Annotated in this window: 12 protein-coding genes; 5 read left to right on the top strand and 7 right to left on the bottom strand. The window is 65.8% G+C overall.

What is annotated here, in order from left to right:
* Positions 1–187: 187 nt before the first annotated feature.
* The 3 genes from H8F01_RS08935 to H8F01_RS08925 form a co-directional block, all read right to left on the bottom strand.
* Positions 188–1,729 carry a S10 family peptidase gene (locus tag H8F01_RS08935; protein WP_187058681.1) on the bottom strand — a complete coding sequence of 514 codons (1,542 nt, stop codon included), beginning with the start codon at positions 1,727–1,729 and terminating at the stop codon, positions 188–190.
* A 241-nt stretch (positions 1,730–1,970) separates the two neighbouring features.
* Positions 1,971–4,517 (bottom strand): ESPR-type extended signal peptide-containing protein, encoded by a 2,547-nt coding sequence (locus tag H8F01_RS08930; RefSeq protein WP_187058680.1) that lies wholly within the window; start codon positions 4,515–4,517, stop codon positions 1,971–1,973.
* Between the two features lie 157 nt (positions 4,518–4,674).
* Positions 4,675–6,918 (bottom strand): protease pro-enzyme activation domain-containing protein, encoded by a 2,244-nt coding sequence (locus H8F01_RS08925; protein ID WP_187058679.1) that lies wholly within the window; start codon positions 6,916–6,918, stop codon positions 4,675–4,677.
* A gap of 393 nt (positions 6,919–7,311) precedes the next feature.
* On the opposite strand from H8F01_RS08925, the gene H8F01_RS08920 reads away from it, so the two are divergent.
* Complete coding sequence (locus H8F01_RS08920) at positions 7,312–8,037, top strand: response regulator transcription factor (RefSeq protein WP_238481199.1); 726 nt, start codon at positions 7,312–7,314, stop codon at positions 8,035–8,037.
* Here H8F01_RS08920 and H8F01_RS08915 read toward each other — a convergent pair.
* Positions 8,013–9,359, bottom strand: a complete 1,347-nt coding sequence (locus H8F01_RS08915; RefSeq protein WP_187058677.1) for a sensor histidine kinase — start codon at positions 9,357–9,359, stop codon at positions 8,013–8,015. The genes H8F01_RS08920 and H8F01_RS08915 overlap by 25 nt on opposite strands.
* Positions 9,360–9,791: 432 nt before the next feature.
* Between H8F01_RS08915 and H8F01_RS21955 the strand changes: the two genes are divergently transcribed.
* The 3 genes from H8F01_RS21955 (at position 9,792) to H8F01_RS08900 (ending at position 15,753) form a co-directional block, all read left to right on the top strand.
* The gene (locus H8F01_RS21955) at positions 9,792–13,568 is read left to right on the top strand and encodes an ESPR-type extended signal peptide-containing protein (protein ID WP_187058676.1); all 3,777 of its coding nucleotides are present in this window, start codon (positions 9,792–9,794) and stop codon (positions 13,566–13,568) included.
* The gene (locus tag H8F01_RS08905) at positions 13,569–13,760 is read left to right on the top strand and encodes a YadA-like family protein (protein ID WP_187058675.1); all 192 of its coding nucleotides are present in this window, start codon (positions 13,569–13,571) and stop codon (positions 13,758–13,760) included.
* Positions 13,761–13,821: 61 nt separating this feature from the next.
* On the top strand, positions 13,822–15,753 hold the full coding sequence (locus H8F01_RS08900) for a S8 family serine peptidase (protein ID WP_187058674.1): 1,932 nt from the start codon (positions 13,822–13,824) through the stop codon (positions 15,751–15,753).
* Between the two features lie 67 nt (positions 15,754–15,820).
* On the opposite strand, the gene H8F01_RS08895 is transcribed toward H8F01_RS08900, so the two are convergent.
* Positions 15,821–17,116 (bottom strand): amidohydrolase, encoded by a 1,296-nt coding sequence (locus H8F01_RS08895; RefSeq protein ID WP_187058673.1) that lies wholly within the window; start codon positions 17,114–17,116, stop codon positions 15,821–15,823.
* Between the two features lie 140 nt (positions 17,117–17,256).
* On the opposite strand from H8F01_RS08895, the gene H8F01_RS08890 reads away from it, so the two are divergent.
* Positions 17,257–18,936, top strand: a complete 1,680-nt coding sequence (locus H8F01_RS08890) for an AMP-binding protein (protein WP_187058672.1) — start codon at positions 17,257–17,259, stop codon at positions 18,934–18,936.
* Positions 18,937–19,076: 140 nt separating this feature from the next.
* Here H8F01_RS08890 and H8F01_RS08885 read toward each other — a convergent pair whose 3' ends face one another.
* Entirely contained in the window at positions 19,077–20,918 is a 1,842-nt protein-coding gene (locus H8F01_RS08885; protein ID WP_187058671.1) for a sensor domain-containing phosphodiesterase, read from the bottom strand.
* A 138-nt stretch (positions 20,919–21,056) separates the two neighbouring features.
* Positions 21,057–21,434 (bottom strand): peptidase C13, encoded by a 378-nt coding sequence (locus H8F01_RS08880; protein ID WP_187058670.1) that lies wholly within the window; start codon positions 21,432–21,434, stop codon positions 21,057–21,059.
* Between the last annotated feature and the right edge of the window lie 24 nt (positions 21,435–21,458).

Below are 21,458 nucleotides of genomic sequence, written 5' to 3'. Positions count from 1 at the left end.
CCTCGAAGCCGAATCGCGGCTTTCGGTGCGTATGTTTTTCCTCACCGTCATCCCCGCGCAGGCGGGGATCCAGTGCCTTTGAGACGGCGCGGAAAAGTCACTGGATGACCCGCCCTTCGGCGGTTGAAAAGCCCCTCCCGCCTTCGCGGGAATGACGTTTAGGTAAGCCTGTGGTCAGGCGAGGCAATCACGAATGCGTCGTCGCGTCGTAATAACGCGCCAGATCACCCTTCAGATCCTTCAGCGCCTCGGTGTTGAGGTAGATCATGTGCCCCGACGGGTAGTACAGGAAATGCACGTTGTTGCGCAGCGACGGCTCCAGGTTCATGTGCGAGATGTCGTACTCGGTGTTGAAGAACGGCGTGGCGAAATCGTAGTAGCCGTTGACCGAGAGCAACTGCAGGTTCGGGTTGGTGCGCATCGCATGCGCCAGGTCGCCGGCCACGTAGGCCGTCTGCAGCGGGCGCTTGATGCCTGCCGCCTGGTGCTTCCAGTCCCAGGCCTTGCCGATGTCACCAAAGGTGGGGCGGTAGTCCAGGTTGCTCTGGTACTTCAGTTCGTTGCTCACGTAATCGTGGAAGGCGGTGACGAAGGCGCCGCTGATGCCGGTATCGGAGGCATCGTAGTCAGGCGTTTCGCCGGCGGCATCCTCATCGGTGCCTTCAAAGCGTGCGTCGTAGCGGCCGATGGTGCGGCGTTCGTTGCGCAGCAGCTCCTTGCGGAAGCGCGACGGATCCACGCGCAGGTTCGCTTCCTTGATGTAGTCCACCGACATCCCGGTGTACGCCGCCAGCTGGCGCGCCACGGCGTCCGCTTCGGCAGGCGGCACGTCCTGGCCCTTGGCCAGCGCGGTGGCGTAGGCGCCGCGGGCAAACGCACGCACCTGGTCGAGATAGGTCTTCAGGTCCGCCGGTTTGTTGGCGAGCTTGTTGTGGTACCACGCGGCAGCGGCATAGCTGGGCACGTAGCCGATGAACATCTCGTCGTAGCCCGGCATGCGCATGCCGTAATTGAGGATGGAGGACATGATGATCACGCCGTTGAAGGCCATGCCCTTGTCTTGCAGCACGTCCACCAGCGCGCCGGAACGCGTGGTGCCGTAGCTTTCGCCGTAGAGGAACTTCGGCGAGTTCCAGCGGTTGTTGATGGTCACGTAGCGCTGGATGGCGCGTGCGAAGGCGGACACGTCCTGATCCACGCCCCAGAAGTCCTTGCCCTCGGCCTTGCCGAGCGGGCGCGAATAGCCCGTGCCCACCGCATCAATGAACACCAGGTCGGTCTTGTCGAGCAGGCTGTCGCTGTTGGGCACCAGCTTGTACGGCGCCGGTGCGGTGGCGGCGGGGCTGGCAGTGGCGATGCGTACCGGGCCGAACGAACCCATGTGCAGCCACATCGACGACGAACCGGGGCCGCCGTTGTAGAGGAAGGTCACCGGACGCTTCTCCGCCTTGCCGGTGTCCACCGTGTAGGCCACGTAGAACACGCTGGCCTGCGGCTCGCCCTTGTCGTCGCGGATGATGACCGTGCCGGCCGTGGCGGTGTAAGACACCGAACGACCGTTGATGCTCACGCTGTGCTTGCTGCGCACCGCGGTCTCGGTGCTGGGCGGCTGGCCGTCGTCGTCCTTGCTGGCGGCTTTTTTGTCAGTCGGCGCATCCTTCGCCAGAGTCGTGGAAAACGGCGACAGCACAAGGCTGCCGGCCATCAGCAGGGTCAGAAGGCGACGCATGAAACTCCCCAGGCTTGGATCGATGTAAGCCCCGAGTATGCGTATGACGGCCGCGTGATGACCGTGACAAAAGTACTAGAAGGCTTGCATTCGCCTGACGAATTTCGGGATCCGGGGCCCGGGAATGCCGCGCCAGGCAACAGGCCGGGAGGTCGTCGCTGCGAAAAAAAAGACCCCGGCGCGTCGGCACCGGGGTTGCGGAAAAGCGGCGACCAGGGAGAGCATCGCCGCCGCGTGCTGCTTACAGGTCGATGCCGAAACCGGCACCCACCGAGGTCTGCGATCCGCTGGTGGTGGCACCCACGCTGATGTGCGCGGCGCTGCCTACCGGTGCTGCGTAGCCCACCGACAGGGCCGAGCGCGCACCCTGGTAACCCACGCCGGCGGCAATGCGACCGATGCCGGTGGCGCCCGCCGCGTTGATCGCCATCTGCGTCGACGCCGCGCCCATCGCGCCCTGGTCATTGATCTTCTTGTTGACCTGGGTGAACTGGTCGTTCATTTCCTGGCGCAGCGCGCCCACGCCGGAGTTCGCGTCGTAGTTGGTGATGGCCTGGTTGGTGTACGCGTTGGCGGAGTTCAGCGTCTGCTGCGCACTGGCGTCCGTATACGTCTTTGCAGTGGCGATGGCGGCCTGCACCTGGGTGCTCACCTGGCCCACGTTGGCCGCATCGGTGGCATTCACGCCGGCGGCAACGTTGACGATCTGACGCTGATGGGTGGCCGTGCCCACCGACACCGTGTTGGCCTGGTCGGCAACCGAGCCCTGGCCGAGCGCAACAGCATTCGCTGCCGTGGCTGATGCGCCCTGGCCAACGGCCGTGCTGCCGCTGGCGTTGGCAGCCACGGACGCACCCTGGCCAAGCGCCGTGCCGGAGGCGGCGTTCACTGCCGCACTCTCACCGACCGCCAGCGCATTGGTCGCGGCAGCTGCGATGGTCGTATTGGCGCCCACCGCCGTGCTGCCGTCTGCCTTCACCTGCGCATTGCCACCCAGCGCCGTGTCGTTCGGACCGGCAGCGAAACTGCCGCCACCCATGGCGGTGCCGTTACTGCTGCCGTTGGCCTGCGCGCCGGAACCCACGGCCACGCTATTGGAGTTCGCCGCCACCGACGCCGTGGTGGAACCGCCGATGGCCATGGTCGAAGGCATGCTGCCGCCGCTGCCCAACTGCTGGCTCAGCGTGGTGTACTCGGTGTCGAGCGTCGACAGCTGGCCAGTGATGGCATTGGTTGCAGTGGTGAACTGCGCCATGTTCACCGCATCGTTCGCTTGCGTACCCGCCGCGACGTTGTGGATCTGCGTGCCACTGGCACCGCCAAGCGTGATGCCGGTCCTGGTGTTGTCGTCATAGGCCACGGCCAGGGGATTCGCACCACCACCGGCGATGCCGGCAATCGCCTGGTTGAGCTGGCTCAGGTTGACGGCATCCGTGTTCTGCGTGCCGGCAGCCACGTTGGTGATCTGGCGTTCGCCGCCGGCGACACCGACGGACACGGTGTTGTCGCGGCTGGCTACGGAGCCCGCGCCGATGGCTACGGCGTTGTTGCTGGTGACCGAGGTGCCGATGCCGAGAGCGGTACCCTGCGCACCGCTGATGGCAGCGGCGTAACCCAAGGCAGTGCCCTGCGTGCCGGTGATCGCGGTGTTCGCACCCACCGCCACGGATTGATCAGTCGACACACTGGACCCCGCACCGACGGCAACGCTCACCGCGCCAGTCGATACCGCGGCAAAACCGTTGACCACGGCATAGTCGGCGGCGGCGACTGCACCGAGGCCAACGACAGCATCGCCCGTGCCAAGGGCTTGAGCCTGCAGGCCAACCACGGTGGCGTAAGCGCCTGCGGCATTGGACTGGGCACCGATGGCCACGGCGGCATCGCCCGTGGCCTGCGCCGCCGTACCCAGCGCCACCGTGTAATCACTGCCGCTAGATACTGCGCTGTTACCGATGGCCACGTTGTTCTGCGCCGAGGCGTTCGCACCCACGCCGATGGCAGTGGCGCCATGCGCCGTCGCCTGTGCACCGGGGCCGACGGCCACGGCGTAGTCGCCCGACGCTACGGCGGCGATGGGGTTGCCCGACAGGTCGGTCGATTTCGGATTGCCGCTGGCATCCACCACGTAGCCGCCGATCGCCACGCTGCTCAAGCCAGTGGCCTGTGCGTTGGCGCAGGCGGCGACGGTGTTGAGGTTGCCGGCGTTGGCCGCGTAGCCGATGGCGGTGGCGTAGTTCGCACCCGTGGACGACAGGTAACCGAATGCGGCGGCACCCTGGCCGATGGCGAGCGTCTGGCCGCCGACCGCCGTGCTGTAGTCATCATTGGCAAAGCTGAGATAACCGAGTGCCACGCTGCTGTTGCCCATGGCCGTGCTCAGCGCGCCGACGGCGGTGCTGTAGTCGGCATTCGCCAGGCTGCCATAGCCGAGGGCGGCACTGCTGTTGCCAACGGCCGAACTCAATGCGCCCGCAGCGACGCCCAGGGGGCCGGTTACCGAAGCATCGTCGCTGCCATCGCCCGCGCCATCGGCGGCGAAGTAGCTGCCACCCGTCACGACGATCTGCGGCGTGACCTGAACCGATGGCGTGGGTGATGACGTCACCGCGCTGTCTGCGGCCATGGCGCCGCCCGACAGCGCCGTGCCAAGCGTAAGCGAGGCAACGGCAAGCGCAGCGCGCATGCGCCGGCTATGGCTGGCCTTGCCTCGCGCCTTTGCCAGTTCGCTCGCTACGATTAGCGTGCCGCGCGCTGCATTCCATACCTTGCTGTGAATGGTGTTCATGCTGTTCTCCCACTGGGATTGCGGCGATGCCAGCCGTTGAAGGGTCTGCTCGCACGCGAGGAATACGGGGCCGGTGAACGTAGGCACGTCCACGGATTCGAAATCAGAGGTGTGGTGAACCACCGGCCCGGCGGGGCGCCGGACCGGTGATGGCCACTTAGTTGTAGGTGCCCTGCACCGTCACACCGGTAAAAATGGCCGGGCTCGTCACCGTGATGTAGTAAGTACCCGCAGCAGGGGCGCGAACCACCACCGACTCGTTGTTCGAGTTGGCATGCACCGACGAGTAGTCATACGAGGTGGCGCTGGCTGCGCTGCCGCGCTTCACGTACAGCGACACGTCGCCACTGCCGCCCGTCGTGCGGATCAGCAGGGTAGTCGGCGTGCCCGTGACATTGAGGACGAATTGCTGGCTGCTGCCCGCCTGGCCCTGCGTGGTCACCGCCACGCCGTTGGTAAGCGTGGTGGGTACGACCGGCGGGTTGGTGGTCGCCGGGCTGCCATTGCCCCAGGTGTAGGCCAGCGCGTTGAACTGGCTGATGTCCAGCGATCCGAAGCCGGTGGTGAAGTCCCAGCCGGTGCCAGCGTTGTAGCCATAGGTGGTGCCGTTCGCGGTCAGGCCGTTGTTGCCCGAGGTCACGTCATGCAGCACCGACGCGTGAGTGGGGAAATCGCGATACATCATGCTGGCCGGAAAACCGATGGAGTTGTTCGCATAGGTCTGCACGCGCGCGAACACGCCCACGAAGATCGGCGATGCAAGGCTGGTGCCGCCCACCGAGTAACGCTGGCCACCGATGATGATCTGCGCGCCCGTCACCGAGGATGCGTCATAGGCGATATCCGGTACCTGGCGCACGCTGGCGCCCAGGCCCGAGGCCTGCCACGCCGGCGCGTTCTCGAACAGGCTCTTGCCGCCGGTGCTGGCCCAGATGCGCAGGTTGCCGTCATCGGCTTGTGCAACGCCATCGTTCCACGTGGTCTCGCCGGCCCAGGCGGTGCCGTTGGTCATCAGTTCGGTGCCGCCCACGGCAATCACGTTGGGCGACGTGGCCGGTTCGCTCACCGAATAGCTGGAAAGGCTGAACGGGGAGGGGAACACGACGCCGGTGGGGCTGGCGAATTCGCCGCCCGAGCTCACATAGACACCCTGGTCACCCGAGGCCACCGAGAAGGTCTGACCCTGCGCCACGGCCTGCACGAAGATGGCATCGTCCGCGGTCTGCGTGCCGCTCTGGTTGGCCACGGTTTCGTCTTCGCCCAGCGACACGTTGATCACCTTGGCGGGTGTCTTGTCGGTCACGGCAGCGTTGTAGGCAGCGGTGATGCCCGCGTCGGTGAGCTCTTCATCCGCTGCACCATCCTTGCCGTTCGCGGCGGTGTAGAACACCAGCTGCTTGACGCCGCCGGAGGCGCCGACGATGGATTGCGAATCGAGGTTCCATTCGGTGTCCGAAGCCGGATCGTCCGAGAAGTCGACCGCGCTGCCCAGCGGTACCGGCACCACGCGCACATTGGTGGTGGGCATGGCCTGCGATGCGGTCATCAGGTTCAGGTCGTCCTGCGTCTGCGAGACGTCACCCCAGGTCACGATACCCACGGTGGTGTTGAATGCCGTGGGCGTGTTGCCGGCGTCGTAGATCGTCGGGAACTGCGTGGTCGGATGCGTCACCGCCGTGCCCGTGGCCTGGGTGGTGGTGCTCGCCGTTTCCGTCACGGGCTTGCCGAGGAAGTTCATCGGGTGCTTGTGCTCGATGTTCTGCAGGCCGATCACCGCGCCGACGATGCCACCGAGTGCCTGCGGCACCATCACTTCGCTGTCATTGGCGAAGCGCTGTTTGCCGTTCTCCGAGTAGGTCTTCATGGTGGCGTTGAATGCCGTGGCCACGGTGGCCGCGTTGCCGTCCGCAAAGACCAGCGTGTTATTCGGCGACACGGAGACATGCGTGAAGCCGGACTTCTGCAAATGCGCGATCACGGCCTGAACCTGCGCGTCAGTCGGCGAGTAGCTCGCCTTGAACTGATCGGGCGTGAGGAACTTGCCGAACACGGCGGTGCCCGGCGTGTTGACGTCCTTGATGAAGGCCTGCAGCTGATCGGTGTTGCGCAGATTCAGGCTCACGGCGATGTGCAGCGGCTTGCTGTTGTCCAGCGCGGTCACCATCGACTGCACTTGCGGCAGGCCGCGACGATTGACCTTGTAACTGGTGTGCGTAACCGCAGCCTTGTTGGCGCCGGCCGACGTGCTGGTCACGGTCTTCAACAGGGCAGCGTGGCTGTGCGTGGGCGCCCAGTCCGCGGCGTGCGCCGCCAGCGGGCTGAAGGCGAGGGCGAGGGCCACGGGCAGCGCGGCTTTGAAGGCGGGCAGGCTTGCGCGGGTCTTGCGAATGCGACTGGACATCTTGGATCCCCGGAATGTGCGGGGCCGGTACGGCCCCGATGCGAATGAACGTCCGTCACGCGCTTCCCCAAGCGCGGGCGACTAGCGACGATCCCGGGAATCACGCCCCGCGCCGCGAGGCTTCTCCTGGTCTGCAACGCAACGTGCTAGCCGGGTGACGGCTTCAATCCAGCTTTCACCAGACGCGGCGCACAACACACGCACCTACCCACACCCTTCCTCACCGATGCTCACGCAGCCCACACAAACGCACGCAAGTCCTTGTGCGCAATGCATCGGAATCGAGAAAAGGCCTGAATTCACTGTTGACGGGACGGTTGCCGCGCACGCAGAGTGTCAACACTTTCCACGCCACTTTCGCCAGCACGCCGCATGAACGACGGAACCCAGAAAATGACCACACGGACGCTCGACCGCGCGTGGCACGTCGGTGTGCTGGAGGATGATGCGCAGCTGCGCGAAGGCATCATCATTCCTGGCCTGCGCTACTTCGGCTTCCAGGTGACGGGTGCGAGCTCGGCGGCGGATCTTTATCGCCACATGCTGACGCGTCGCTTCGACATGGTGGTGCTCGATATCGGCCTGCCTGATGAAAGCGGGCTCAATGTGGTGCGCCACCTGCGCGAGATCTCCACGCTTGGCATCGTCATGCTCACCGGCAATACCGGCATGGACGATCACGTCACGGCGCTGACGCGCGGTGCCGATGCGTTTCTCAACAAGCCGGTGAACATCGAAGTTCTTGCAGCGACGCTGCACAGCGTGGCGCGACGCCTTGCCGGTGCGCCAGGCGTGGGCGGCTCATCGCCGCCGTCGGCGGGCCTCGGCCGCTGGCGCCTGGATACGGATGACTGGTGCCTGGTGACGCCTGCAGGCCATGCCTTGCCGTTGACGGCGCCGGAGCGATGCATCCTGCGTGTGTTGATGGCAGTGCGTGGCGAGCCGGTGTCGCGCGAAAAGCTGATCAGCGCGCTTACCTCGGACATCTACGAGTTCGATCCGCACCGTCTCGAAATGATGGTGCACCGCCTGCGCCGCAAGGCACAGGATGCCGCAGGCCAGCCGCTGCCGCTGCTCACGTCGCGCGGTCAGGGTTATCTTTTCGCCAGCGAGTCCTGAGCGTCGCATTCCGTTTGGACGTCCAACAGTGAAGATGTCATCGGCGCGCCGTAAATCGGCAGGCGGATGATGAAGGTTGTGCCATGCATGGGCGCACTGACGACGTCGATGGATCCGTGTGCCGCACCAACCATGCTGGCTACCACGGAAAGCCCCAGTCCCGTGCCACGGCCGAATGGCTTGGTGGTGTAGAACGGCTCGAAAACCTTGGCGCGCACATCGTCGCTCATGCCGGTGCCGGAATCGGCCAGGGTCAGCTTTACCGAGCGAGAGCCGCTGTCGGCCTCCAGATGCAGCGTGAACTGGCCGCCTTCGGGCATGGCGTCGCGTGCGTTCGCCGCGATGTTGAGGATCATCAGTTCGAACTGCCCACGATCAAGCTGCAGCGGCAGTTCGATGGCCGGCATCCGGCACTCGAGCTGGATGTAGGTGCCGAGCAGCTGATGCAGCATGGGCTCCAGTTCCGCCACAGCCGTGGCCGCGTCGAACACCTGGCTTACGCCCACTTCCTGCCGGCTGAAGTTGAGCAGCTTGCGGCTGATGGTGAGCGCGCGCAGCGCCGCCAGTTCGATGCCCTGCATGGCATTGAGCAGGGCAGGCGTGCCGAGGTCCGCCAGTTGTTCGCGTTGCGCGGCGTAACCCAGCACCACGTTCAGCACGTTGTCGAAATCGTGGGCGACGCCACTGGCCGCGCGGCCGATGGCATCGAGTTTCTGCGAATGAATGAGCTGGTTCTGCGTGCGTTCGCGCTCTTCCATTTCGGTCTTGAGCAATTCGTTGGTGCGTGCCAGCGCCTCGCCGCGCTGCACGGCATCGGACAGCATCTGTCGCAGTGCACGCGTCGTGCAGTCGATGGCGAAGCCCACCATCAGGTACGCCACGATCAGCATCGGCAAGGCGTGAAACGACCACCAGAAGGGGTGCCTCGGTCCTGGCAGCCACCACGCGTCACCGAGTTGTCCCAGCGCGAAGCAGCCGATGATGGCGAAGTACACCGTCCACAGCGTGCGTCGCCCAAGCACCACGCCGCCGATGGCGAGAAGAAGGGTGGGCGTGGGGTCGGGTGGCGCGTGGCGGTACCCGGTCGTGGCGAAGTTCGCGGCCAGTGTGAGCAGGTAAACGCACAGGAAAAACTGGATGCCGCGATTGAAGCGGCCGCGCCGGATCATCATCACGCCGACCCATGCGCCGATCACGATGCCGAGGTCCGCGCCGAGATCAGTGATGTCGGCGATGGACCACACCGCAGGCAATGCCAAAGCCGGTTCGACGACGATGTAGTAGACGCGCACCAGCAGCGCCTGCAACCCGGTCGCGATCATGAGTATCTGGATGAACCGAGCGTTGAGACGGTCGACAGGGTCGCGTGTAGGCGCCCTGTCCAGCCATTCCCTGACGGCTCGTAGTCCTGGAATGGTCACGCATTCCCCCTGAAAACTGCCTACTTCCACCGTGCCTGACCGATCCCCATCGGATGACACGACCTCTTTTATTCATTCTTCCCCGCCTGCTTCGCGTGAGCAAGAGAAAATTTTGGTGAGCTTGGAGAGTTGCGTGCTGCTGGTGTGGGAGCGTGCGTGACTTGCCTTCGCGCCTCGTCGAATCTCCGGACCGCATCACACAAACGGGACGTAGTTGCGTCTCACGTCAAGGCTTGTCGCGGGTCAGCGTTGGCGTCATCGGCCGTGGGGAGGCCGCATGACGCCTGCCGTGGGAGCGGCTACGCAGCCGGCGGCCATTCGGGGAGGAAACTGGTGAACACGATCTACAGCAAGATCTGGAGCCCGTCGCTGGGCGCCATGGTGGTGGCTTCCGAACTCGCACGTATGGAAGGCAAAGGTCGCGCGCGAAGCTCGCGCAAACTTGCGGCCGTCGTGGCGCTGACGCTGGGCTGCGCGGTGGCAAACAGTGCCTTCGCCGCCGTTACGCCACCGACCGTGACACCACCTACGCCCACCGCTGCCACCGGCAGCACGGTGGTGGTGGCTGATCCTTCGGGTGCATGGGCCATGTCGGGTCCTGCGGCAGGTGGCACCACCAACGCAACGGTGGCTGGCAGCAGCGACACGGCGATGGGTTCGGGCGCGGTGGCCACGGGCAGCAACGGTACGGCGCTGGGCGCCGGTGCGCAGGAGCAGGGCGACAACGGCACGGCCGTCGGCAGCGCCGCTAACGCCGTCGGTAACGGTGCGGTGGCCATGGGTGCCAATGCAACGGCGTCTGGTGCCAACAGCATGGCGTTGGGCACGGGTGCGCAGGCGCAGGGCGACAACGGTGCAGCGATGGGTGTGGGAGCGAACGCCGTCGGCAACAGCGCGACAGCCGTGGGCACGGCAGCAGTGGCCACCGGCGCCAACAGCGTGGCGCTGGGTGCGGGCGCCAGCGCTGCCACGGACACCGGCATCGCGGTGGGCCAGGCAGCGCTGGCGACAGGTGCGGCGGCAATGGCGGTCGGTACGGCGGCCAGCGCACAGGGCACCAACAGTATGGCCGTGGGTCAGGGCGCCCAGAGCACGAACAACTACGCCCTGGCCATCGGCAGTCCGAGTGCGAATGGTGCGGTGACCACGGCTGCCGGCGTCAACAGCATGGCCATTGGTGGCAGTGCGCAGGCGACGGCACTCGGTTCCATCGCCATCGGCAATGCAAGCAGCCCATCGGCAACAGCCATCTCGACCACGGCGGGCGGCAGCTACTCCATCGCACTCGGCAACGGTGCGCAAGCGACTTACAGCGACACCATGGCGCTGGGATATTCCACGCTGGCAGGTGGTTCTTCGTCGATGGCGATGGGCTACAAGTCGACCGTGGGTGCGACGGGCTACGCCATCTCCAACAGCGTGGCCATTGGCCCCAACACGCAGATCATCGCAGGGCCGGGCAACTATCTGGGTCTTGGCAACAACACAGCGATGGGTGCGGGCAGCGAGATCATGGGCGCCACGCAGTCCACCGCGGTGGGCGCTGGCTCGTTCGTGGGTGATTACAACAACAACACCCGCGTGGTCGGCGCCACGGCCGTGGGCTATCAGGCGTATGCCTTGCTCGACTACTCGCTGGCCGTGGGCGATGGTGCGCAGGCGCAGGCAGCGAGTTCGATGGCCATGGGTCAGGGTGCCACGACTTACGGCGCCTATTCGATGGCCATCGGCAACGGCGCTGAAACGACCGCCGATGGTTCGACCGCCATGGGCTCCAACAGCAAGGCATTGGCCGTCAACAGCATCGCGATCTCCGCGGGCGGCGGTACGGTGTCGGGGAACTCGGCGCTGTCCGGCGTGGGCGGTGCCGTTGCCGACGTGGGTGCCGATGGCGCCGTGGTGATCGGTTATGGCGCAGAAGCTGTGCAGACGACAGCGTCGGGTGGTTTCGTGCAGAACGCCACCGGCAGCGTGGTGATCGGCGCCAATGCCATCGCCTACGGTGGCCAGTACGGCGTAGCCATTGGCTACGGCGCGGGCCTGGCACAGGGCAGCATCAATGCCATCGGCATCGGTACGCAGGCGATTGGTTACGGTGAAGGCGCGGTGGCGATCGGTGCAGGCAGCTATGCGATCGGTCCGGGTTCCACGGCAGTGGGTGGCTGGCTCGATGTCAACGGTGTGGGTGTCGTCAGTCCGGGTGGCGCAGGCGGCCAGGGCATGGCGCGTTCCAGCGGCGTGGGTTCCAGCGCTTACGGTGCCGGTGCGCAATCGATCGGCGATTTCAGCGTGGCCATGGGTGCTGGCGCAACCGCGGCGGGTTCGGCTACGGGTTATTCCAACTCTGCCGTCACGCCCGGCTCGGTTGGCTACAGCAATGCCGACCAGACCGCGGGTGCGGTCGCGATCGGTTACCAGAGCTACACCAACGGCGACAGCAGCGTTGCCATCGGCCGCAATGCCGTTGCCAACGGCTCGGCGGGCGGCGACCTGATCCAGGGCACGGCGATCGGCGCGCAGAGCGTGGCCTGGGGCACCGGTGCCGTGGCGGTCGGCTACAACGCGGTTGCCGCGTGGACCAATGACCAGGCCATCGGCACCAACGCCTGGGCAGGCGGTGGCACCGGCAGCAACAACATGGCCATCGGCAATGGCGCCACCGCAGGCGATCCGTTGCGCGGTACGGAGAACCAGTCCACCCCACCACTTCCCACGCCGGACATCAGCGATACGGTGGCTATCGGTGCATCGTCCAGTGCCACTGCGAATCAGGCGATGGCGGTAGGCGTGGGGGCGGCGGCGTCCGGCGTGCAATCGCAGGCCTTTGGCAACAACGCGATGGCCAATGGCATGCAGAGCCTGTCCAGCGGTTACAACGCCGATGCCGAGGGTGATTACTCCCTTGCTACCGGCTCGGGTGCATACGCCGCGGGTACGGGAGATACCGCCATCGGCAGCGGCGCCGCGACCATGACCACCAATGGCTACGCCACGGCGATCGGTTACGGTGCCACGGCCACCGCCGACAACAGCGTGGCACTCGGCGCCGGTTCCGTGGCTGATCGGGCCAACTCAGTGTCGGTGGGTGCGGTGGGTGCGGAACGCCAGATCACCAACGTGGCCGCTGGTACGGAAGCGACCGACGCGGTGAACCTGGGGCAATTGCAATCGGCCGGCGTGTTCGACAGCAACGGCAATTCGCTTGCCGTGTCGTATGCCGATGCAACCAAGGCGGGCATCACGCTGGGTGGCACCAACGGCACGCAGATCCACAACGTTGCAGCGGGCGTACAGGCGACGGACGCGGTGAACATGGGTCAGTTCACCAATGCGACGAATGCCATCAATGGTGCGCTGTCCACGCTCACCAACGACTACACCACGCTGAGCCAGCAGATCGGCACGGGTGGCGGTGGCATGCCTGGCACCTTCGCCGTGAACGGCCAAGGTGGCACGCCGGCCAATGCCAGCGCCAACGGCAACAACGCTGTGGCGATCGGTAATGGCGCAGCGGTGGGCACGGGCGTGAGCGGCGACAACGGTACCGCGGTGGGTGGTGGTGCGCTGGCGCACGGTCCGAACGACACCGCGTTCGGTGGCAATGCGAAGGTCAATGCGGACGGCAGCACGGCGGTCGGTGCCAACACCAGCATCGCCGCCGCGGCAACGAACGCCGTGGCCGTGGGCGAGAGCGCATCGGTATCGGCAGCGTCGGGCACGGCCGTCGGCCAGGGCGCTTCCGCCACGGCGGCCAACGCGGTGGCACTGGGCCAGGGCTCGGTGGCCAGCCAGGCCAACACCGTGTCGGTGGGCACGGCTACCAACCAGCGTCAGATCGTCAACGTGGCAGCGGGTGTGAACGCCACGGATGCCGCCAACGTCGGGCAGGTCGGTGCGCAGGTCACGCAGGCACTGGCGACGGCCAAGACTTATACCGATGCGTCCGCACAGCAGACGCTGCAGTCGGCCAATACCTATACCAACCAGGCCATCGCCAACTACGACGCGAACTCCGGCGTGGGTGCGTTGCGGCAGCAGATGAACGATCAGTTCAACAACGTCAACCAGCGTCTGGATCGCGTGGGCGCGATGGGGTCGGCCATGGCGTAGATGACGGCCAATACGTCGAACCTGGCCGGCGACAACCGCGTCGGCTTCGGTGCCGGCAACTACAACGGCCAGGGTGCGTTCGCGGTGGGCTATCAGCGCGCATTCGCCAGCAACCACGCGAGCGTGTCGGTGGGTGCGTCGGTGTCGGGGTCCGAATCGTCCGTCGGCGTTGGCGGCGGCTTCAGCTGGTAACGGGTCGGGGCGCCTTCGCGGGCGCCCCTGCCTGCTCACTCATCCTGTCCGGGAGTCATGCATGAAACACCTTACTGTCTGCCGCGTGGCCGTACTGGCCGCGGCACTGGGCTTTTCGGCGGCACACGCCGCATCCATCGTCACCGCCACCGGCGCAACCATCAATGCGTCGACCATGGGCACCCATGACACGGTCGATGGCTTCATCGTTACCTATCGTGACGGCAGCGTGGAACGCGGCAACGGCAACGCCGTCGAGCAGAATGTCCGCGTGGCGGTGGCCCGCGCGAAGCTGGACGCCAACTCGCAGAAGGCCACGCCTTCCAACGCGGTAAGCGTGCAGTGGAAGCGCAAGCTCGGTATCGGTGCCGACGTGGTGCATACCAGCCGCAAACTGAGCCGCAACGAGGCCGTCGCGCTGATGCAGCAGATCGCGGCGGATCCTGCGGTGGCCCATGTCGAACCCGACGTGCGCATGCACATCGTCAAGGACATCCTCGCCGGCACGGTCAAGACCGCTGCCGTGGGCACCAGCACGCCGAACGATCCGTACTTCGCGTATCAGTGGCATATGCGTCCTGGCACGGGCACGATGGAAACCATCGGCACCGACACCACCGGCTACGCGAACTACGGCGGCAGCAATGCATCCTCTGCCTGGCCGAGCCGCGATGGCACGGGCGTGGTGGTGGCGGAGATCGATACGGGCGTGACGCAGCATCCCGATCTCAACCTGGCGCTGGCCAATGCGGGTTACGACTTCATCACTGACGCCGCAACGTCCGGTCGCGCCACCAATGGTCGCGTATCCGGTGGCTGGGATACCGGCGACTGGACCAGCTCGGCCATGGGTTGCGGCGTGGAAAACAGCAGCTGGCACGGCACGCACGTGGCCGGCACCATTGCGGCCGTCACCAACAATGGCGTGGGCGTCACGGGCGTGGCGCCGGGTTCGCAGGTGTTGCCGTTGCGCGCGTTGGGTCATTGTGGCGGTGCGACGTCGGATATCGCCGATGCGATTACCTGGGCTTCGGGCGGCACGGTGCCTGGCATGCCGGCCAACCCCAATCCTGCGCAGGTGATCAGCATGAGCCTGGGCGGTCCTGGCAGCTGCGAGGCAAGCGATGCGTTCGGTACCGCGATCGCCGGTGCGCTTCAGCGTGGCGTGACCGTGGTGGTCGCCGCCGGCAACAACACGGACAACACGGAGAACTACTCGCCGGCCAGCTGTCCCGGCGTGATCACGGTGTCCTCCGTCGGCATTACCGGCAAGGCGGCGTTCTATTCCAACTTCGGTAACCGCGTATCCATCGCGGCACCCGGCGGCGGCATCTACGTCAATGACGATCCGGTCAACTATCCCAATCAGATGGATGCGGGTTTCGTCTGGTCCACGCTCAACGACGGCACTACCGTGCCGGGCAATCCCATCTACGGTGAAATGGCCGGCACGTCGCAGGCCACACCGCACGTGGCGGGCGTGGTCGCACTGATGATCGAAGCGGTGAAGGCCGCCGGCCTGCCGGCATTGGCCCCGGTGCAGATCGAGGAGGCGCTGGTCAATTCGGTCCGGCCGTTCCCGCTGGCCATGGCCCATCCGTTGGGTGCAGGTGTGGTGGATGCCAACGCAGCCGTGCAGGCCGCAGTGAGCGCCGCGATGACGGCAGCGCCGGTGCCCCTGGCCAATGGCAAGGCAGTGGCGATATCGGGCAACGCGGGGACGTCTTTGCTCTACGCCGTCACCGTGCCGGCCAATGCCACCAACCTGGCCATTCGCACCGTGGGTGGCACGGGTGATGTGTCGTTGTACGTGAAGCAGGGCGTACCCGTGATGCTGAGTGGCGGCAATGCCGACTTCACTTCGGCCAAGCCCAACACCAACAACGAAGCCGTGACGCAGACGGCACCTGTCGCCGATACGTGGTACGTCCGGGTCAACGGCGTGAAAGCCTTCGCCAACGTGCAGCTGGTCGCCAGCTACGTGGCGCACTGAGAGGGGGCATGTCGCCCGGTTTCCCGGCGGGTCCAGAACCGCCGGGGAGCCGGGCGCGTGTTTTCCTTCAGGAGGCCGGGCCGTTGAGGTAGTCGAGCGTGGCCTGCAGCATGGAGGTCATGCCAACCTTCATCGCACCTTCGTCCATGAAGAACTTCGGTGAATGGTTGGCAGGCGCTTTCAGCGCATCCTGCCCGGTGGGCGTGGCGCCGACGAAGAAATACACGCTGGGTACTTCCTTGGCGAAATAGGCGAAGTCTTCCGATGCCATCCACGGCTTGGCCTCGATCACATGATCGCCACCGATGGCCGTGGCAATGCTGTTGCGCACACGCGCTTCCAGCGCCGGATTGTTGACCAGCACCGGGTTGCTGTCGCCCACGGGGATCTCGGTTTCCACGGTGGCGCCGTTCGCCTGGGCGATGTGTTCGGCGATGTTCTTCAGGTTGTCCATCGCCTGCTGTCGCATGCCGGCATCGAAGGTGCGCAGCGTGCCCTGCAGTTCCACCTTGTCGGGCACGATGTTGTAGCGCGCGCCACCTTCGACGATGCCGAAGCTGAGCACCGCGGGCAGGTCGCCGATATTGAGCTTGCGGCTGACGATGGTCTGCGCGGCGCTGATGATCTCGGCCGAGGTGACGATGGGGTCGACACCGTTCCACGGCATCGCGCCATGTGTCTGCTTGCCGTGCACCACCATCTTGAACCAGTCCGAGCCGGCCATGGTGGGGCCGGGCCGCACGGCCACCGTGCCGACGTTGAGCGAGCTGACCACGTGCATGCCGAACATGGCATCGGGCTTGAAGTCGCGGAACACGCCTTCCTTCAGCATCAGGGAGGCACCGCCTTCCTCGCCTGCCGGTGCGCCTTCCTCGGCGGGCTGGAATACGAACATCACTTCGCCCGGCAGGTCTTTCTTCATGCCGGCGAGCACGGTGGCCAGGCCCAGCAGCATCGCGGTGTGCGCATCGTGGCCGCAGGCGTGCATGACGCCCACCTGCTTGCCGCGGTATTCGCCCTTGGCTTTCGATGCAAACGAAACATCCACTTCCTCCGTCACCGGCAGCGCATCCATGTCCGCGCGAATGGCAAGCTTCGGCCCCGGTTTGCCACCCTTGAGGATGCCGACCACGCCGGTGTGCGCAATGCCCGTGTGCACCTCCAGCCCCAGCCTTTTCAGTTGCGCGGCGACCAGCGCCGACGTGCGCGTTTCGCGATTGCTGAGCTCGGGATGCTGGTGGATGTCGCGTCGCCAGGCGGTAACCTGCGGCAGCTCACCCTGCACGAGTTGCGTGGTGTCGGCGGCGTGGGCCGTGCCGGCAATGACGGTGGCTACGGCCAGGGCGAGCGAGGTCAGGCGCATGGGAGGTCTCCGCAGGTGGTGCCCCGATCCTACCAAGTCGTTCCGCGGTCGGGAGAGCCGGTTTGCGACCAAGGTCGATAGCTTCGCGGCCCTTGCAAACCCGGTGCTATGCTCGATCCCCGGCCCCAGAGAATCCCGCCATGCCTGCTGCGAGCTACGTCCACGGTGTCAGTTCGCAGCCGCTGCTGGGCGACACCGTGGGTAGCCTGCTGGACCGCATCGCGGCCGCGCATCCTGAGCAACCGGCGCTGGTGGTGAGGTCGCAGGGCATCCGCCTTGATTACCGGCAATTCCATGCGGAAGTGGAGCGCGTCGCCGCCGGCCTGTTGTCGCTGGGCCTGCAGCGCGGGGACCGCATCGGCATCTGGGCGCCCAACCGCTACGAGTGGGTGGTGCTGCAGTTCGCTGCGCCCAAGGCCGGGCTGATTCTGGTGAACATCAACCCGGCGTATCGCCTGCATGAGCTGGAGTACGCGCTCAACAAGGTGCGTTGCCGTGCGCTCGTGCTGCCGCGACGATTCAAGAGTTCGCACTACCTGGACATGCTGATCGAGCTGGCGCCCGAACTGGCGACGGCTACCGCTGGCGAACTGCAGTCCGAGCGCTTGCCGTCATTGCGCGACGTCATCCTGCTGGACGACGAAACCGTCGCCGGTACGCGGCCGTGGTTTGAGCTGGGCACGCGTGCCGACGACGACGCCATGGCGCAGTTGCGTGCCGTGGAAAGCGAACTGAGTTTCGACGACCCGGTGAATATCCAGTTCACGTCCGGCACCACCGGTGCACCCAAGGGCGCGACGCTCACGCACCACAACATCATCAACAACGGCTTCTTCATCGGCGAGGCCATGCGGCTCACCGAGCAGGACCGGCTGTGCATACCGGTGCCGTTCTATCACTGCTTCGGCATGGTGCTGGGCAACCTGGCCTGCGTCACGCACGGCGCCTGCATGGTGATTCCGGGCGAGGGCTTCGACGTGCTGGCTACGCTGGAAGCGGTGCAGGACGAACGCTGCACCGGCCTGCACGGGGTGCCGACCATGTTCATTGCCGAGCTGGAGCATCCCGAGTTCCGTCGCTTCGACCTGAGCTCGCTGCGCACCGGCATCATGGCGGGCTCGCCGTGTCCCATCGAGGTGATGCGCCGCGTGGTGAGCGAGATGCACATGAGCGAGGTGACCATCGCCTATGGCATGACGGAAACCAGCCCGGTGAGCTTCCAGTCCATCACCACCGATCCGCTGGAACGGCGCGTGGACAGCGTGGGTCGTATCCATCCGCACGTGGAAGTGAAGCTGGTGGACGAGCAGGGCCGGATCGTGCCGCGTGGTTCGCCGGGCGAACTGTGTACGCGCGGCTACTCGGTGATGCTCGGTTACTGGGAAGACGAAGCGCGCACCCGCGAAGCCATCGATGAAGCGCGCTGGATGCACACCGGCGACCTGGCCGTGATCGACGAGCAGGGTTACTGCACCATCGTCGGTCGCCTCAAGGACATGATCATCCGCGGCGGCGAGAACATCTATCCGCGCGAGATCGAAGAGTTTCTCTATACCCATCCCAAGGTGCTGGACGTACAGGTCTTCGGCGTGCCGGACGAAAAGTTCGGCGAGCAGGTCTGCGCGTGGGTACGCCTGCGCGAGGGCTGCGAATCCAGCGAGGCGGAGATCCAGAGCTACTGCCGCCATCACCTTGCCTACTTCAAGGTGCCGCACTACGTGCGCTTCGTCGATGCGTTCCCGATGACGGTGACGGGCAAGGTGCAGAAGTACCTGATGCGCGAGGCGATGGCAGAATCGCTGAAGTTGCCGGTGGCGTAACCGGCCAAATGTTGCGGTCAGGGTGAGCGATTCCCCGGCCGCCGGCCATGTAGGAGCGCACTCCTGCGCGACCGAAGCGCCTGGTCGTTACCGCCACGATGTTTGTCGCGCGCAAGCACGCTCCTACAGAGAAGCGCGTCTTACGGAGCCCAGCGCACCGCCCGTCGCGACGGCATGCCAACGTGCGCCTTCAGCCAGTTCGGCACATCGCACGACGGCAGCGGGTGGGCGATATGGAAGCCCTGCGCTTCGTCGCAGGCCATGCCCAGCACGCTTTCGTAGATGTTCGACGTTTCCACGCCTTCCACCACCACGCGGAAACCCATGTTGCGCGCCAGCTCCGCCACGGAACGCACGATGGCCTCGTCGTGAGGGCTGGTGCCCATGCCGCGCACGAACGACTGGTCGATCTTCAGGCTCGTCGCCGGCATCTGGCGCAGCGCGGCGAGGTTGCTGTAGCCGGTTCCGAAGTCATCGATGGCAATGCCGGTGCCCAGTTGGCGGATCGCCGTAAGGTGTCGCCGGGTGAGCGCGCTGTGTTCCATCAGCGTGCTTTCGGTGAATTCCAGCTCCAGCGTGTCCAGGCCGATCTTGTGGCGCTCGGCCACCGCGCGCAGGCGGTTGACCAGGTCAGCGCCCAGATCCGTGCTGGACACATTGAGCGAAAGCTTGATGTCGTGACCGCCGCGACGCCAGACGGCGAGCTGCGCGACGCTGCGCTCCATCACCCATTGCGTGAGCGAGTGCATCAGCCCGGCGCGTTCGGCCAGCGCCACGAAATGCGCAGGCGGAATGGCGCCCAGCGTGGGGTGGTGCCAGCGGGCCAGGGCTTCCAGCGCCACGCAGCGTCCCGTGTCCAGGTCGATGCGCGGCTGGTAGTGAAGATCCAGTTCCTCGCCTTCGTTGAGTGCGGCGGCCAGTTCGGTGACCAGCAGGAACTCCTGCCGCTGCTGCTCGTCCTGCAGGCGGTTGTAAACCGTCCATCCGCGCGGATGTTGCTGCGCCTCGTAGGAGGCGTTCATCACCAGCCGCAGCGGATCGCCGCCGCGCAACTCGGCCGCGTTCATCTTGAGCAGGCCGACGCCCGGCTGGATGGTGAGCGGAATGCCGAGGCAGTCGAACGGCTGGCGCAGGCGTTCGACCAGGTCATCCAGGCGCGCGGTGTCGTCCAGCAGATGGTTGTCCGGCAATACGGCGGCAAAGCGCGTCGCGCCCACCTGGTACAGGTGGACGTCGGACGGAATCCAGGTCAGTGCGCGCGCTGCGACGGCACGCATGAGTTCGTCGGCGTAGGCGTGGCCCATGGCGCGCACGAACGCGTTGAAGCGTTGTACCGGCGCCACGTCGATGGCCATCACCCATGCGTGCGCCTCGCCATCCTGCAGGTGCTTGCGCAGGTCGTCGAAGAACGCATAGCGGTGCGGCAGTTGCGTGATGGGGTCGGTGCGCCCCAGGTAACTGCGCAGCACCACGCCGGTGCCGATCAGCGTGGCGGCATCGCGCAGCGCGGTCTGCTCGCTTTCGCTGAGCGCGGCGCGCGGCTGTGGATCCATCACGCACAGCGCGCCGATGTGCTGGCCGGTCAGCGTGCCCACCGGCTCGCTGGCGAAGAAACGGATGGGGCCAGGGCCGGCCGTCAGCGGTGGCGTCGCGTCGCGCAGGCCAACATCGTCCAGCGCATCGAGCACCACGTGCGGCGCCAGGCTGCGTGCCGCCTGCAGGAACAAGGGGTGCAAGGCGCGCGGGCCACTGGCGGGCATTTCATTGCCATCGGCGAACCAGTACGCCGCGCCGCTGTTCAGCACCAGCGCCACCAGCGGCACGTCGAGCGAACGCGTGACCAGGCGCACCACGGCATCGAAGCCGGGTACGGCAAAGCTATCGGTTGAAGCAGCTGGCTCCACAGGCAGCTCGGCGTCGGGCGCTGCATCCTGGTGCCCGGCCGCATGCTGCCCCGGACTCCAGCCCGTGGTCGTGCGCATCGCTTCAATGCCCCCTACAGGACAAGTGTCCTGTCATGGGGCTGAGGCTACTCCAGCGACTTCATGGACCGCAATGAGACCATTTTGCCTATGGCACGCCCGCGCGGAGCCAAGCACCGCTGTTGTGCCATTCGCTGTTCATGATTTGATGCTGAAATCGATCTCGATGGGATAGGGCGCGGGCTGGGCAGGCGGTGCCGGCAGGGTGAGGCCGGTGAAGTGGCTGGCCATGCATTTGGCCACGGCGATCTCGGGCTGCACGGCGATGCCGGTGAGGCGACCGTCTGCGCCCACGTTGGCTACCAGGGTGAAGGGTGTCTTGTCCGATGCTTGCACGCCTGCCAGGCAGGCCTTGTAAGCATCGGTGGTCAGGTTGCCGATGCGATCCCACATCTGCTTCTGGTATGCCGGCCCCGTGGCTGCACCTTCGGCCATCTTGGCCTGGGTGACGCGCGCATGGAAATCCGCACTGGTAGCAGGGCTCAGTTGCAAGGCAAGCGCGAGCAGGATCGACATGGCGGCTCCGGCCATTGGGGTGCG

The sequence above is a fragment of the Dyella telluris genome, from assembly GCF_014297575.1.
Taxonomy (GTDB): Bacteria; Pseudomonadota; Gammaproteobacteria; order Xanthomonadales; family Rhodanobacteraceae; genus Dyella; species Dyella telluris.
Note: the sequence above shows the minus strand (reverse complement) of the source record. Positions and strands in the feature narration are given on the sequence as shown.